The 14,317-nt window shown below is 71.6% G+C and carries 10 protein-coding genes; 4 read left to right on the plus strand and 6 right to left on the minus strand.

From position 1 onward, the window contains the following. Window positions 1-20: 20 nt before the first annotated feature. The 5 genes from OG521_20500 to OG521_20520 form a co-directional block, all read right to left on the minus strand. A complete protein-coding gene (locus OG521_20500) occupies window positions 21-2,813 on the minus strand; it encodes a tetratricopeptide repeat protein (GenBank protein WUW23033.1) in 2,793 nt (930 codons plus the stop codon). A 123-nt stretch (window positions 2,814-2,936) separates the two neighbouring features. Further along, the gene (locus OG521_20505) at window positions 2,937-3,155 is read right to left on the minus strand and encodes a DUF6458 family protein (GenBank protein WUW23034.1); all 219 of its coding nucleotides are present in this window, start codon (window positions 3,153-3,155) and stop codon (window positions 2,937-2,939) included. Window positions 3,156-3,255: 100 nt separating this feature from the next. After that, window positions 3,256-4,554, minus strand: coding sequence for a M18 family aminopeptidase (locus OG521_20510; protein ID WUW23035.1), 1,299 nt, complete (start codon window positions 4,552-4,554; stop codon window positions 3,256-3,258). Between the two features lie 61 nt (window positions 4,555-4,615). Beyond that, on the minus strand, window positions 4,616-5,284 hold the full coding sequence (locus tag OG521_20515; protein ID WUW23036.1) for a hypothetical protein: 669 nt from the start codon (window positions 5,282-5,284) through the stop codon (window positions 4,616-4,618). Window positions 5,285-5,397: 113 nt separating this feature from the next. After that, entirely contained in the window at window positions 5,398-7,224 is a 1,827-nt protein-coding gene (locus tag OG521_20520) for an acyl-CoA dehydrogenase (GenBank protein ID WUW23037.1), read from the minus strand. A gap of 152 nt (window positions 7,225-7,376) precedes the next feature. Here OG521_20520 and OG521_20525 point away from each other — a divergent pair, with 152 nt between their 5' ends. From OG521_20525 to OG521_20535, 3 genes are all read left to right on the plus strand, one after another. After that, the gene (locus OG521_20525) at window positions 7,377-7,817 is read left to right on the plus strand and encodes an SseB family protein (GenBank protein ID WUW23038.1); all 441 of its coding nucleotides are present in this window, start codon (window positions 7,377-7,379) and stop codon (window positions 7,815-7,817) included. A 143-nt stretch (window positions 7,818-7,960) separates the two neighbouring features. Beyond that, the gene (locus tag OG521_20530; protein ID WUW23039.1) at window positions 7,961-8,917 is read left to right on the plus strand and encodes a pirin family protein; all 957 of its coding nucleotides are present in this window, start codon (window positions 7,961-7,963) and stop codon (window positions 8,915-8,917) included. An 84-nt stretch (window positions 8,918-9,001) separates the two neighbouring features. Beyond that, window positions 9,002-10,120, plus strand: a complete 1,119-nt coding sequence (locus OG521_20535) for an AI-2E family transporter (protein WUW23040.1) — start codon at window positions 9,002-9,004, stop codon at window positions 10,118-10,120. Window positions 10,121-10,130: 10 nt separating this feature from the next. Here OG521_20535 and OG521_20540 read toward each other — a convergent pair whose 3' ends face one another. After that, entirely contained in the window at window positions 10,131-12,227 is a 2,097-nt protein-coding gene (locus tag OG521_20540) for a SpoIIE family protein phosphatase (GenBank protein ID WUW23041.1), read from the minus strand. 164 nt (window positions 12,228-12,391) lie between these two features. Here OG521_20540 and aspS point away from each other — a divergent pair, with 164 nt between their 5' ends. Beyond that, window positions 12,392-14,176: an aspartate--tRNA ligase gene (aspS, locus tag OG521_20545; protein ID WUW23042.1), complete on the plus strand. Its 1,785-nt coding sequence runs from the start codon at window positions 12,392-12,394 to the stop codon at window positions 14,174-14,176. Window positions 14,177-14,317: the final 141 nt, after the last annotated feature.

Genomic DNA, 14,317 nt, shown 5'->3' on the forward strand with positions numbered 1-14,317 from the left:
GTCGCCCCCGCCCGCCCGGCTCACCCGTCGTCGGCCAGCCGCCGGACCGCTGCCTCGTACCGCCGCACGTACACCGGCTCCGCCGTCACCCGCAGCAGCGCCTCCAGGGCCCGCACCGCGCCCTCGTCGTACCCGGCGCGCTCGGCGTCCGCCGCCGCCAGGTCCAGCAGTCGGACCCCCTCGTCCTCCGCGCCCAGGGCGAGCCGGGCCTCACCGCTGACCGTCGTCAGCAGCACCCGGCGGGCCGCCTCCTCCGGCTCGGGCCCCAGATCGAAGGCGGCGCGGGTGGAGTCCAGGGCGTCCTGCGGGCGCCCCGCGGCCAGCTGCATCCGGGCCAGGTGCTGAAGGGCCAGCATCTCCGTGTGCGCGTCGGGCTCCTTCCGCGCCAGCTCCAGCGCCTGCCCGCAGCCCTCCAACGCCACGTCCAGACCGCCCTGTTCCGCCTGCACGATGGCCAGGTTGATCAACGCCGTCGCCTCGCCCAGCCGGTCCCCGGCCCGCCGCGCCAGTCCGGGCGAAGGCTCCAGCAGGTCCGCGGCCTCGGTGATCCTGCCCTCCTCGGACAGCACCCAGCCCAGCAGATTGCGCACCCGGGACTCGGCGTACGGATCACTCCGGGCGGCCGCCGCGGCCAGGGCCAGCTCCAGCATCGGGGCCCAGCCGTCCCGCGCCCGCCACACCACGTGCGGCCACTGGAGCAGGATGATCCGCCAGGCCCGGTCGTCGAGACCCGCGCCGCGGGCAGCGGCCGCGGCCAGCGACAGGTCCTCGCGCTCGGCCGCCAGCCAGTCCATCGCCGCGGCCCGGTCGGTGAAGTCCCGCACGGCGGCGGGCCGGTGATAACCGTCCGGCAGCAGGAAGCAGGGCTCGCCGCCCGGTTCGGCCGTGTCCGCGGCGGCCAGCGCGGTGGCGATGTAGTGGTCGAGCACGCCGATGAGCGCGCCGGGCCCGGCGGCGGGGTCGAGCCCCCGGGCATAGAGGCGCACCAGATCGTGCAGCTCCCAGTGGCCCGGCCCGGTCTCGGCGATCAGATGGGCGGCGGCCAGCCGCTCCAGGGCGGCCGCGGCGACGACCGGGTTGCTGCCGGCGAGGGCGGCGGCCGTGTACGGGTCGAAGCGGCTGCCCGGATGGTGGCCGAGCCGGGTGAAGTGGTGGAGGGCGTCCGGTGGAAGCTGCTGCACGGTCAGCCGCAGCGCTGCGGAGACCCCGGTGTCCTCCACGGCGAGCAGCGACAGCCGGCTCCGCTCGTCGGCCAGCTCGTCGGCCATCGCGGCGAGCGTCCACTGCGGGCGGCCCGCCAGCCGGGCCGCCGTGACCCGCAGCGCGAGCGGCAGTCCGCCGCAGAGTTCGGCGAGCCGCCGGGCCGCCACCGGTTCGGCGCGCACCCGCTCCTCGCCGAGCACCCCGGCCAGCAGCGCGGTCCCGTCCAATGGTTCGAGCACGTCCAGCGGGACCGGAACGGCGGCGTCGGACGCGATGAGCCCCTCCAGCCGGTGCCGGCTGGTGATCAGCGTGACGCAGTCGGCGCCGCCCGGCAGCAGCTGCCGGACCTGCGCGGAGTCACGGACGTTGTCGAGGACGACGAGCAGGCTGAGCCGGTCGGTCAGCGAGCGGAAGAGCGCCGCGGAGCCGGCCACGGACTCCGGGACCCGGCGCGGCGCCACACCGAGGGCGAGCAGGAACTCGCGCAGGACTTCGAGGGTGGTCGGCTCACCGGTGTCGCCGAACCCGCGCAGATCCGCGAAGAGCCGCCCGTCCGGGAAGGCGGCGGGGGACCGGCGCGCCCAGTGCAGGGCCAGCGCGGTCTTGCCGACGCCGGCCGGCCCGGTGAGCAGACAGACGGGCGCCTCGCCCGCCGCCGCCCGGGAGAGCGCGGTGAGTTCGGCGCCGCGCCCGTGGAAACCGCGCGGAGCCCGCGGCAGCAGATCGGTGGGGTGCGCCGGTCCCCCGGGGTGCGACGGCGGCACGGCGCGCGGGGGGCGGGGCGGCGCGACGGGTCCGGACACCCCGGCGGTCCGACGGGACTCCGGTTCCGGTTCCGGCCCCGCGCCCTGCCCGGCGGCCGCCGGGTCCGGGTCGCCGCGCAGGATCTGCGCGTACGCGTCGGCCAGTTCACGACCCGGGTCGATGCCCAGCTCGTCGGCGAGCAGCCGGCGCGTGCGGTGGAACCGGTCGAGCGCCTCGGACTGGCGCCCCGACCGGTACAGCGCCGTCATCAGGGCCGCGGCGAGGGACTCCCGCAGCGGCTGGGCATCGGCCTCGGCCCGCAGCACGGCCGCCGCCCGGTGGTGCTCCCCCAGCACGGCGTAGGCGTGCGCCAGTTGCTCGACCGTCGTCAGCCGGGACTCCTCCAGCGCGTGCGCCGCCGCCTGGAGCGGTGTGCTGGCGTACGTACCGGTGAGCGCGGGGCCCTGCCACAGGGACAGCGCCTCCTTCAGCATGAGCACCGTGTCGGCCGGGCTGCGCTGCTCCCGGGCCAGCATCAGCAGTTCCTCGAACCGCTGGGAGTCCAGGAGGGTCTCCGGCGCCCGCAGCACGTACGCGTCGCCGAGCGTGGCCAGTTCGACCCCGTACGCCTCCGCGTCCGCGCCCGTGAGCAGCGCGCGCAGCCGGGACACATGGCCCTGGATGACCGTGCGGGCGTGCAGCGGCGGGGCGTCGTCCCACAGACAGTCCGTCAGCCGCGCCATGGACACCGGTGTGTTGGCGCGGAGCAGAAGGGCGGCGAGCAGGCTGCGCCGCTTGGCGGGGCCCAGTGGCAGCGGGCCGGTCAGCGTGTCGACGCAGACCGTGCCGAGCAACCGGAACTCCACGTACGGCTTCCCTTCCGGGTGGGACGCGCCCGGTGCCGGGTCACGGACAGATGACCAGAATATCCGTGATGGCGGGTCACCGGCCCCGGGGCGGGCCCGGTGACCGGGCCGCGCCCGTCGGGGTCACAGCCGGCGTTCGTCCTCGGACACCACGGTGGTGGTGGGGGGTACGACCATGCGGCGGCGCCGCATCACGCTGGCGTAGACGAAGACTCCGATGATGCCGACGATCATCATGATCCAACCGACCAGGTCGACGTTGACGGTGTCCAGTTCCCAGTCGGTGGCAAAAGCGAGTATCGCCCCCGCGCCGATGAGAATGAAGCATCCTCCGAGTCCCATGAATCCCGCCTCCTCGACGGACCGGAGGCTCCGGGCCGTGTACGCAGCGGGTACCCGGCCCGGCCGCGACCATGCGCGCCGGGCCGGTGCCGGGCTGAGGTCAGCCCGCGAGGAACGACGCCAGGGCGTTCGCCAGGTGGTACGGGTCGTCGGCGCCGCACAGCTCACGGGCGCTGTGCATGGACAGGATGGCCACGCCGATGTCGACGGTCTGGATGCCGTGCCGGGCCGCGGTGATCGGGCCGATCGTCGTGCCGCACGGCATCGAGTTGTTGGAGACGAACGTCTGCCACGGCACGCCCGCCTTCTCGCACGCCGCCGCGAACACGGCCCGGCCGCTGCCGTCGGTCGCGTACCGCATGTTGACGTTGACCTTGAGGATCGGTCCGCCGTTGACGACCGGGTGGTGCGTCGGGTCGTGGCGCTCCGCGTAGTTGGGGTGGATCGCGTGGCCGGTGTCCGAGGAGAGGCAGACGGTGCCGGCGAAGGCGCGCGCCCGGTCCTCGTACGTACCGCCGCGGGCGAACACCGAGCGCTCCAGGACCGTGCCGAGCAGCGGTCCGTCGGCGCCGGTGTCGGACTGCGAGCCGTTCTCCTCGTGGTCGAAGGCGGCCAGCACCGGGATGTACGGGATCTCGGCGTCGGGCTGCCCGGCGACGGCGGCCAGCGCGGCGGTCGCCGCGTGCACCGAGAGGAGGTTGTCCATGCGCGGACCGGCGACCAGTTCGCGGTCGCGGCCCAGGTAGGACGGTGCCTCGACGGGGTGCGGCATCAGGTCCCAGCCGGTGATGTCCTCGGCGTCGACACCCGCCTCCTCGGCGACGAACCGGATGAGGTCGCCCTCCTCGACGTCCCCGAGCCCCCAGATCGGCTGCATGTGCTTCTGGCGGTCGAGCTTGAGCCCGTCGGGGTTGGCCGAGCGGTCCAGGTGCACGGCCAGCTGCGGGACGCGCAGCAGCGGCCGGTCGATGTTCACCAGCCGGTGCGTGCCGTCGCGCAGGGAGATCCGTCCGGCGAGCCCGAGGTCGCGGTCCAGCCAGGTGTTGAGGAGCGTGCCGCCGTAGACCTCCACGGCGATCTGGCGCCAGCCGTACGCGCCGGTGTCGGGAAGCGGCTTCACCCGCAGGTTCGGCGAGTCGGTGTGCGCGCCGGCGATCCGGAACGGGGTGTGCGCCCCGGCGCCCTCCGGCACGTACCAGGCCACGATCGCGCCGCCGCGCAGGACGTACTTCCCGCCGGTGGTCCCGTCCCAGGCCGCGATCTCCTCGACCTGCCGGAATCCGGCCTTCTCCAGCCGTGCCGCGGCGCTGGCCACGGCGTGGTACGGGGAGGGGGCGGACATCAGGAAAGCCATCAGGTCATCGGTGTGGCTGCGGTCGAACCGGAGGGAGGAACTCATGTTCTTCACTGTAACCAGACCCGGCCGGGACGATTCACCGTCGTCCCCCCGGGTGCCGCCGCTATCCTCCGGTGACGCCCGCGGACGGCTTGTCGCCGTCCTGTGCCTGCTGGGCGCGCTCGGCGAACATGGCGGCGAGGTCCTTCACCTCCTGGTCGGAGACGGCCTTCTCGCCCTGGGTGCCGGTGCTGATGCCGAGCACGGTCGTGCCGACCCGGAGCTGGGTGATGGTGGCCGGGCCGCCCATCGTGCCCGTCGCGGCGCGGTTGGCCTCGCGCTCGGCGCCCGGCTCGCCGATCTTCACGGGCACCGCGCCCACGCCGACCCGGTCCCCGCCGTAGTACTCGGCGATCGCGTCATAGGCGGCGTCGGCGGTCTTCTCGTCCTTGTAGGCGAGCACCCAGTAGTTGAGCGAGGTGACGTCGGGCTTGCGCACGTAGGCGGCGACGCCGTAGAACGTGATCTCGCCGCAGGCCGTCGCCCGCTTCTTCTTGTCCTTCGTCAGGCAGAACGCCGGCGGGTACTCCGGCACCGGTTCCTGCGCATCGGGCTCCAGCTGCGTCCGCCAGCCCGGCATCGCCTTCGCGTCCGGCAGGACCGAGACCACCTCCGCCTTGCCGAGCGCCTTCGCGGCCGCCTCCTCGCCCCCGCCCCCGCACCCCGCGAGCACCAGCGCCGCCGCTCCGGCCGCCACACCCCGTACGTACCACCGCTCGCTCGCACGCCTCATGCGCCGGCCTCCCCCTCGTCGGTCCGTCCGATCATAGAGAGGGCGTACGACAGCACCGCCGCCCGGAAAACGTCTCCGGGCGGCGGTGCTGGGTGGTCCAGAAGGGCGAGGTCCTAGAACGCGGCCTCGTCCAGCTCCATCAGGGAGTTGTCCACGGCCTCGGCGAGTGCGCGCTCGGCGCCGACGCCCGGCAGGATGTTCGCGGCGAAGAACTTCGCGGCGGCGATCTTGCCCTGGTAGAAGGCGACGTCCTTCGCGGAGGCGGTCGGCAGCTTCTCGGCGGCCACGGCCGCGCCCCGGAGCAGCAGGTAACCGACGACGACATCGCCGGAGGCCAGCAGCAGACGGGTCGAGTTGAGGCCGACCTTGTAGATGTTCTTGACGTCCTCGCCGGTCGCGGTGAGGTCGGTGATCATCGTGCCGACGATCGCCTCCAGGTCCACGGCCGCCTTCGCGAGGTGGTCCAGCGAACCGGCCAGCTCCTCGTTGCCCTGGGCGCCCGCGAGGAACTTCTTGATCTCCTCGGAGAGCGCGTTGAGCGAGGCGCCCTGGTCGCGGACGATCTTCCGGAAGAAGAAGTCCTGGCCCTGGATGGCCGTGGTGCCCTCGTACAGCGTGTCGATCTTGGCGTCACGGATGTACTGCTCGATCGGGTACTCCTGGAGGTACCCGGAGCCGCCGAAGGTCTGGAGCGACTGGGCCAGCTGCTCGTAGGACTTCTCCGAGCCGTAGCCCTTCACGATCGGGAGCAGCAGGTCGTTGAGACCGTGCAGCGCCTTCGCGTCCTCGCCCGCGGCCTCCTTCTCCTGGATCGCGTCCTGGACGGAGGCGGTGTACAGCACGAGGGAGCGCATGCCCTCGGCGTAGGCCTTCTGCGTCATCAGCGAGCGGCGCACGTCGGGGTGGTGCGTGATGGTGACCTTGGGGGCCGCCTTGTCCATGAACTGCGACAGGTCGGTGCCCTGGACGCGCTCCTTGGCGTACTCCAGCGCGTTCAGGTAGCCCGTGGAGAGGGCGGCGATGGCCTTCGTGCCGACCATCATGCGGGCGAACTCGATGATGCGGAACATCTGGCGGATGCCGTCGTGCTTGTCGCCGATGAGCCAGCCCTTGGCGGGGTGCCGGTCGCCGAACGTCATCTCGCAGGTGTTGGACGCCTTGAGGCCCATCTTGTGCTCGACGTTGGTCGCGTACACGCCGTTGCGCTCGGCCAGCTCGCCGGTGGTCCAGTCGAAGTGGAACTTCGGGACCATGAAGAGCGAGAGGCCCTTGGTGCCCGGGCCCGCACCCTCGGGACGCGCCAGGACGTAGTGGAGGATGTTCTCGGACATGTCGTGCTCGCCCGAGGTGATGAAGCGCTTCACGCCCTCGATGTGCCAGGAGCCGTCCTCCTGCTCGACGGCCTTCGTCCGGCCCGCGCCGACGTCGGAGCCGGCGTCCGGCTCGGTCAGCACCATCGTCGAGCCCCACTGCTTCTCGACGGCGATCTCGGCGATCTTCTTCTGCGCCTCGTTGCCCTCCTCGAAGAGGATGCCGGCGAAGGCGGGACCGGAGGAGTACATCCACACGGCCGGGTTGGCGCCGAGCAGCAGCTCCGCGTAGCCCCAGATCAGGGAGCGGGGGGCGGTGGTGCCGCCGATCTCCTCGGGGACGCCCAGACGCCAGTACTCGGAGTCCATGAAGGCCTGGTACGACTTCTTGAAGGTGTCCGGAACCGGTGCGGTGTTCGTCTCGGGGTCGAAGACCGGCGGGTTGCGGTCGGCGTCGGCGTAGGAGTCGGCGAGCTCGTTCTCCGCGAGGCGGACGACCTCGTCGAGGATGCTCTTCGCGGTCTCGACGTCCATCTCCGCGAACGGTCCGGTGCCGTACAGCTTGTCGCGCCCGAGGACCTCGAAGAGGTTGAACTCGATGTCGCGGAGATTCGACTTGTAGTGCCCCATGGGAAGGCTCCGTAATCAATAGCAGTGGCGCGCAGCGCCCCGTGGAGGGGTGGCCCGGACGGACGTATCAGCTGTTCCCTACGATGATGCTACCCGTCAGTAATAAGACGCAACCCCTCAAGGGCCAGATGTGTCCGATTACTCTTTGCCTCATGTACGGCTACGACCAGAATCAGGGCGCACAGCAGCCGATGGGTGGCGGCTACGGCGAGCAGCCGCTGTATCCCGAACCCTCGCCGCCCTCGCTGGGCGACGCGGTACGGGCCTTCACGACCGGCTCGCTGGCCGCCGAGGACTTCCAGCAGATCTTCGCGACGTCGAAGGTCTACTGCCCGCGCGGTGACAATCCGGGCTTCCTCGCGCTGCACAACACCCAGCAGCCCGTGATCCCGATGTTCACCACGCTCAAGGAGCTGAGGCTGTACGCGGGCAAGGAGTCCAAGTACTTCGTGATCACCGGCGCCGAGGTGATCGACCTGCTGCCCACCGGCTACGGCTTCGTCCTGGACATGGAGGGCGAGCACCGGATGGTCTTCGACGCCAAGGCCGTCGAGCAGATGGTCGACTTCGCCATGCGCCGCATGTACGGCTGACCGCAGACCTCCACGAAGGGGCCCGTACCGATCGGTACGGGCCCCTTCGTGCTGCCTGACGCGGCACGGGAATGGACGACGCCTTGCAGGATGTTCACCATTCAACTAAATTGGTTCCAGAACAATCCCCGGAGGTGGCTTCCATGCCCGCAGTGACCGTCGAAAACCCGCTGACCCTGCCCAAGGTCGTCGCCGCCGGCGACGCAGCGGCCCGTCCCGTGCTCGCCGTGACCACGGCGCCGAGCGGGTTCGAGGGCGAGGGCTTCCCGGTCCGCCGCGCCTTCGCGGGGATCAACTACAAGTACCTCGACCCGTTCATCATGATGGACCAGATGGGTGAGGTGGAGTACGCCGCCGGAGAGCCGAAGGGCACCCCCTGGCACCCGCACCGCGGCTTCGAGACCGTGACCTACCTGATCGACGGCACCTTCGTGCACCAGGACTCCAACGGGGGCGGCGGCACCATCCGCAACGGCGACACCCAGTGGATGACGGCCGGATCCGGGCTGCTCCACATCGAGGCGCCGCCGGAGTCCCTCGTCACGTCGGGCGGCCTCTTCCACGGCCTCCAGCTCTGGGTGAACCTGCCCAAGGCCGACAAGATGATGGCCCCGCGCTACCAGGACATCCGTGGCGGCCAGGTCCAGCTGCTCGCCTCCCCCGACGGCGGCGCGCTGCTCCGGGTGATCGCGGGCGAGCTCGACGGCCACGAGGGCCCGGGCATCACCCACACCCCCATCACGATGATCCACGCCACCGTGCGCCCCGGCGCCGAGGTGACGCTGCCGTGGCGCGAGGACTTCAACGGCCTCGCGTACGTGCTGGCGGGCCGCGGCACCGTCGGCCAGGAGCGCCGTCCCGTCCACATGGGCCAGACCGCGGTCTTCGGCACCGGCTCCTCGCTGACCGTCCGCGCGGACGAGCAGCAGGACGGGAACACCCCGGACCTGGAGGTCGTGCTGCTCGGCGGCCGTCCCATCCGGGAGCCGATGGCGCACTACGGGCCGTTCGTGATGAACAGCCAGGCCGAACTGAAGCAGGCCTTCGAGGACTTCCAGGCCGGCCGCCTCGGCACGGTGCCCGCCGTCCACGGAATGTGAGTCCCGCTGCCGCCGTATGACGGTCCATCACCCGTACGGCGGCACGGGCGGGACACGGCTCCCGCGGCGTGATCGGCTGAGGGGGTGCAGACCCAGAAGCCCCTCCTGCCCGAGGTCGCCCGGCGTACGGCCGCCTGGTGCGGTGTCGTCCTGCTGGTCGCCGGTGTCGCCGCTGTCGCCATCTTCCTCTGCATCGTCCTCAAGACCGCCGTCACGCCGGTCCTCCTCGCGCTGCTCGGTACGGCGCTGCTCGGCCCGGTCCACCGGCGGATGACCGCCCACGGGGTGAACCGCTCGCTGGCCGCCGGCGTCACCTGCGCCCTGCTCGTCGCGGTGGGCGGCGGCGCGGGTTACATCGTGGTGGCGGCGCTCATCGAGACCGGCGACCAGATCGTCGACTCGCTCAAGGACGCCGGACAGTGGGTCATCGACCACTTCGGGCTGGAGGACGGGGCGAACGTGGACGCCCTCGCGGACAACGCCAAGAAGCTCGTCGAGAAGTTCGGCGCGAGCGCCGCGGGCGGGATCCTCTCCGGCATCAGCCTCGTCGGCTCGTTCATCGCCACCGCCGTGCTCTCCCTCCTGCTGACCTTCTTCTTCCTGCGCGACTCGGACCGGGCCGTGAAACTCGCGCACTCCATCGCCCCCCGGGGCACCGGTGACCTGGTCGAAGCGATGGGCCGCCGCGCCTTCGAGGCGGTCGAGGGCTTCATGCGCGGGACGACCTTCATCGCGCTCATCGACGCGGTCTGCATCACGGTCGGCCTGCTGATCCTGCGGGTGCCGGGCGCGGTGGGGCTCGGCGCCCTGGTCTTCGTCGGCGCCTACATCCCCTATCTGGGCGCCTTCCTGTCGGGGGCCGTCGCGGTTCTGGTGGCGCTGGCGGACCGGGGGTTCGCGATCGCGCTCTGGGCGCTCGGCATCGTCCTCGCCGTCCAGGTGCTGGAGGGGCACATCCTGCAGCCGATGATCCAGAGCCGGACCGTGCAGATGCACCCCGCCATGATCATGATCGCGCTGACCGCCGGGGCCAGCGTGGCGGGTCTGCTGGGGATGCTGCTCGCGGTCCCGGTGTGCGCCGCGGTCTTCGGCATCATCGGCGAACTGCGCAAGGGCCGCCCGGAGGGCCCTGAGGCATCATCCGCGGGGCCATCGGCGGGACCGCCCGGGGAGCCCGCGCCGGGAACGCCGGGAACGCCGTAGAGCCCCACGGCTACGACGGAGCCTGCTCCGCCGCCTCGTCCAGCTCGAACCAGATCGACTTGCCCGCGCCCCGCGGATCGACCCCCCACGCGTGGGCGAGCATCTCCATCAGCAGCAGGCCCCGGCCGCTGGACGCCATCTCGCCGGGCCGCCGCTTGTGCGGCAGCTCGTCGCTGCCGTCGGACACGTCGACCCGCAGCCGCCGCTCGCCGTGCTCCCCGGTCGCCTGCGCGACCATCAGCGCGTCGCCGTCCGTGTGGACGAGCACGTTCGTGCACATCTCGGACACCATCAGCACGGCCGAGTCGACCTGCTCCGGGTCCGCCCAGTCGTGCAGCATCTCGCGCAGCAGCTGCCGGGCCGCGGCGATCCGCTCCGGCGCGGCCTGCGCGATGGTCAGCACGGTCCTGCGGGGCGCGGTCAGCTGCGCCGGGGAGGCCTCGCGCCGCAGCAGCAGGACCGCGATGTCGTCCTCGCGCCGGTCGGCGAGCGGCCCCGTCGTGTAGTGCGAGGTCGGCCCGTGCACGGCCTGCACCAGCGAGTCCGCCAGCTTCTCCAGGTCGTCGGTGTGCCGCTCCAGGACCGGCCGGAGCCGGACCCAGCCGGTGGCCAGGTCGTGGCCGCCGGTCTCGATCAGCCCGTCCGTGCACAGCATGATCGTTTCTCCCGGCTCCAGTGTGATCCGGGTCGTCGGATAGTCCGCGTCCGCCTCGATGCCGAGCGGCAGCCCGCCCTCGGTCTGCCGGATGACGGCGGTCCCGTCGGCGGTCATCACCACGGGGTCGGGGTGGCCGGCCCGGGCGATGTCGAGGGTGCCGGTCACCGGGTCCGCCTCCGCGTACAGGCAGGTCGCGAAGCGCGCACCCGTCTGCTCGCCGTCCTCGTACGCGTCGGTGAGCCCGGAGAGGAAGCGCGAGGCGCGCGAGAGCACCGCGTCCGGGCGGTGCCCCTCGGAGGCGTACGCCCGCAGCGCGATCCGCAGCTGGCCCATCAGCCCGGCTGCCCGTACGTCATGGCCCTGGACGTCGCCGATGACGAGGGCGATGCGGCCGCTGGGCAGCGGGATCATGTCGTACCAGTCGCCGCCGACCTGGAGGCCGCCGCCGGTCGGTACGTAGCGGGCGGCCACCGTCATCCCCGGGATGTCCGGTCCCAGGGACGGCATCATCGAGCGCTGAAGCCCCTGCGACAGCTCCCGCTCGGTCTCCGCGATCCCCGCCCTGGCCAGCGCCTGGGCGAGCATCCGGGCCACGGTCGTCAGCACCGACCGCTCGTCCGGCGAGAACGACACCGGGTGCCGGAACCCCGCCATCCAGGTGCCCATCGTGCGCCCCGCCACGATCAGCGGCAGAAAGGCCCAGGAGCGTCGCCCGAACCGCCGGGCCAGCGGCCAGGTGGCCGGGTAGCGGTCCCGGTACTCCTCCGGTGACGGCAGATAGATCGCCCGCCCGGTCCTGACCACCTCGGCGGCCGGGTAGTCGGTCTCCAGCGGCATGTCCGTGAAGGGGCCCTCGTCGCCCGTGGTGTGCCCGTGGTGCCCGACGATGGTCAGCCGCTCGCCGTCGACCCCGAAGACCGCGAGACCCTCGGGCGAGAAGCCGGGCATGGACAGCGAGTACGCGACCCGCAGCACCTCGGCCGTCGACCGGGCCTCGGCCAGCGCCCGCCCCGCGTCCAGCAGGAACGCCTCGCGGGACCGCCGCCAGTCCCCGGTGATCGGGGTGTGCGCCCCGGTGGTGCCGGGCTGCGGTTCGGCGACCTCCTGGAGGGTGCCGACCAGCACGTAGTCCGTCTCGTTGCCCGCCTCCGGCGGAAGGGGCTTGGAACGGCTCCGTACGGTACGCAGTACCCGGCCGTGCTCGTCCACGATCCGCACCCGGGCCTCGGCGAGCGTGCCCTCGGCGACCGCGAGGTTCACCACTCCGTAGATCTCGTTCCAGTCGACGGGATGGAAGCGCGAGCGCACCTCGGACTCGCGGAAGACGCCGTGCTCGGCGGGCAGCTCCAGCAGCCGGGCCGCTTCCGCGTCGAGCGTGACCGTCCCGGCTCCGTTGTCCCAGCGCCAAAGACCGGTCGCGGTCGCGGCCAGGACATCCTCGGTGCGCATTGCCCCACTTTAGGAAGATGTAGCACTCAAACGCCACCGAGGGCCGTGTTCCCGCCCCCCGCCGACGATCTTGCTCCGGACAATGGCAATGAAACGGCCCGGTCGCGGGCGGTAGCCTGGGGAGGCTGAATCCGCCCCCAACCGCGAAGACTGGATGAACGACGATGCATCGGTACAGGTCCCACACCTGCGGCGAGCTCCGCGCCTCTGACGTCGGCACCGACGTCCGGCTGAGCGGCTGGCTGCACAATCGCCGAGACCTGGGTGGCATCCTCTTCATCGATCTGCGCGACCACTACGGTCTGGTGCAGCTCGTCGCCCGCCCCGGCACCCCGGGCAACGACGCGCTGGCGAAGCTCACCAAGGAGACCGTCGTACGGATCGACGGCAAGGTCTCCGCCCGCGGCGCCGACAACGTCAACCCGGAGCTCCCGACCGGCGAGATCGAGATCGAGGTCACCGCGGTGGAGGTGCTGGGCGAGGCCGCCCCGCTGCCCTTCACGATCAACGCCGAGGACGGCGTCAACGAGGAGCGGCGCCTGGAGTACCGCTTCCTCGACCTGCGCCGCGAGCGCATGCACCGCAACATCATGCTGCGCTCGGCCGTCATCGCCTCGATCCGCGCCAAGATGGTCGCCCTCGGCTTCAACGAGATGGCGACGCCGATCCTCACCGCGACCTCCCCCGAGGGCGCCCGTGACTTCGTCGTCCCGTCCCGGCTGAACCCGGGCAAGTTCTACGCGCTGCCGCAGGCCCCGCAGCAGTTCAAGCAGCTGCTGATGATCTCCGGCTTCGACCGCTACTTCCAGATCGCGCCCTGCTTCCGCGACGAGGACGCCCGCGCCGACCGTTCGCCGGGCGAGTTCTACCAGCTCGACGTCGAGATGTCCTTCGTCGAGCAGGAGGACGTCTTCCGCCCGATCGAGAAGCTGATGACCGAGCTCTTCGAGGAGTTCGGCAACGGCCGCCACGTCACCTCGCCGTTCCCGCGCATCCCGTTCCGCGAGTCGATGCTGAAGTACGGCAACGACAAGCCCGACCTGCGCGCCAAGCTGGAGCTCGTCGACATCTCCGACGTCTTCGCGGACTCGGAGTTCAAGGCCTTCGCCGGCAAGCACGTCCGCGCCCTCCCGGTGCCGGACACCGCGGGCCAGTCCCGGAAGTTCTTCGACGGCCTCGGCGACTACGCCGTCGAGCACGGCGCCAAGGGCCTGGCCTGGGTGCGCGTCGGCGAGGACGGCAAGCTGGCCGGTCCGATCGCCAAGTTCCTCACCGAGACCGACGTCAAGACGCTCACCGAGCGCCTCTCCCTCGTCCCGGGCCACGCCGTGTTCTTCGGCGCCGGCGAGTTCGACGAGGTCTCCAAGATCATGTCCGTCGTCCGCGTCGAGGCCGCCAAGCGCGCCGGCCACTTCGAGGAGGGCGTCTTCCGGTTCTGCTGGATCGTCGACTTCCCGATGTACGAGAAGGACGAGGACACCGGCAAGATCGACTTCTCGCACAACCCCTTCTCGATGCCCCAGGGCGGCCTGAAGGACCTTGAGGAGAAGGACCCGCTCGACATCCTCGCCTGGCAGTACGACATCGTCTGCAACGGCATCGAGCTGTCCTCCGGCGCCATCCGTAACCACGAGCCCGAGCTGATGCTCAAGGCCTTCGAGATCGCCGGCTACGACCGTGAGACCGTCGAGCACGAGTTCGCGGGCATGCTCCGCGCCTTCCGCCTCGGCGCCCCGCCGCACGGCGGCATCGCCCCCGGCGTCGACCGCATCGTGATGCTGCTGGCCGACGAGCCCAACATCCGCGAGACGATCGCCTTCCCGCTGAACGGCAACGCCCAGGACCTGATGATGGGCGCGCCCACGGTGCTGGACGAGACCCGCCTGCGCGAGCTGAACATCCAGCTCCGCAAGCCGGTCGCGGCCGCCAAGGACGCCACCGAGAAGTAGCCCGCGCAAGCTCCGGGGGGGTGCCCCCGGGTTTCACGTGAAACAGCCCCCGGCCATCGGCCGGGGGCTGTTCCGCGTCCGTTCGGCGGTGAGCACGGCGCTCCCGAACGCATGGCTGTGTGCATACAAGTACACGAATCA

Origin of the sequence: Streptomyces sp. NBC_01463 (genome assembly GCA_036227345.1) — a bacterium.
Lineage (GTDB): Bacteria > Actinomycetota > Actinomycetes > Streptomycetales > Streptomycetaceae > Streptomyces.

Excerpts from the sequence above, each read along its gene's own strand:
- OG521_20505 (WUW23034.1), bottom strand. The coding sequence starts at position 3,155 with ATGGGACTCGGAGGATGCTTCATTCTCATCGGCGCGGGGGCGATACTC.
- OG521_20510 (WUW23035.1), bottom strand. The coding sequence starts at position 4,554 with ATGAGTTCCTCCCTCCGGTTCGACCGCAGCCACACCGATGACCTGATG.
- OG521_20515 (WUW23036.1), bottom strand. The coding sequence starts at position 5,284 with ATGAGGCGTGCGAGCGAGCGGTGGTACGTACGGGGTGTGGCGGCCGGA.
- OG521_20520 (WUW23037.1), bottom strand. The coding sequence starts at position 7,224 with ATGGGGCACTACAAGTCGAATCTCCGCGACATCGAGTTCAACCTCTTC.
- OG521_20525 (WUW23038.1), top strand. The coding sequence starts at position 7,377 with ATGTACGGCTACGACCAGAATCAGGGCGCACAGCAGCCGATGGGTGGC.
- OG521_20530 (WUW23039.1), top strand. The coding sequence starts at position 7,961 with ATGCCCGCAGTGACCGTCGAAAACCCGCTGACCCTGCCCAAGGTCGTC.
- OG521_20540 (WUW23041.1), bottom strand. The coding sequence starts at position 12,227 with ATGCGCACCGAGGATGTCCTGGCCGCGACCGCGACCGGTCTTTGGCGC.
- aspS (WUW23042.1), top strand. The coding sequence starts at position 12,392 with ATGCATCGGTACAGGTCCCACACCTGCGGCGAGCTCCGCGCCTCTGAC.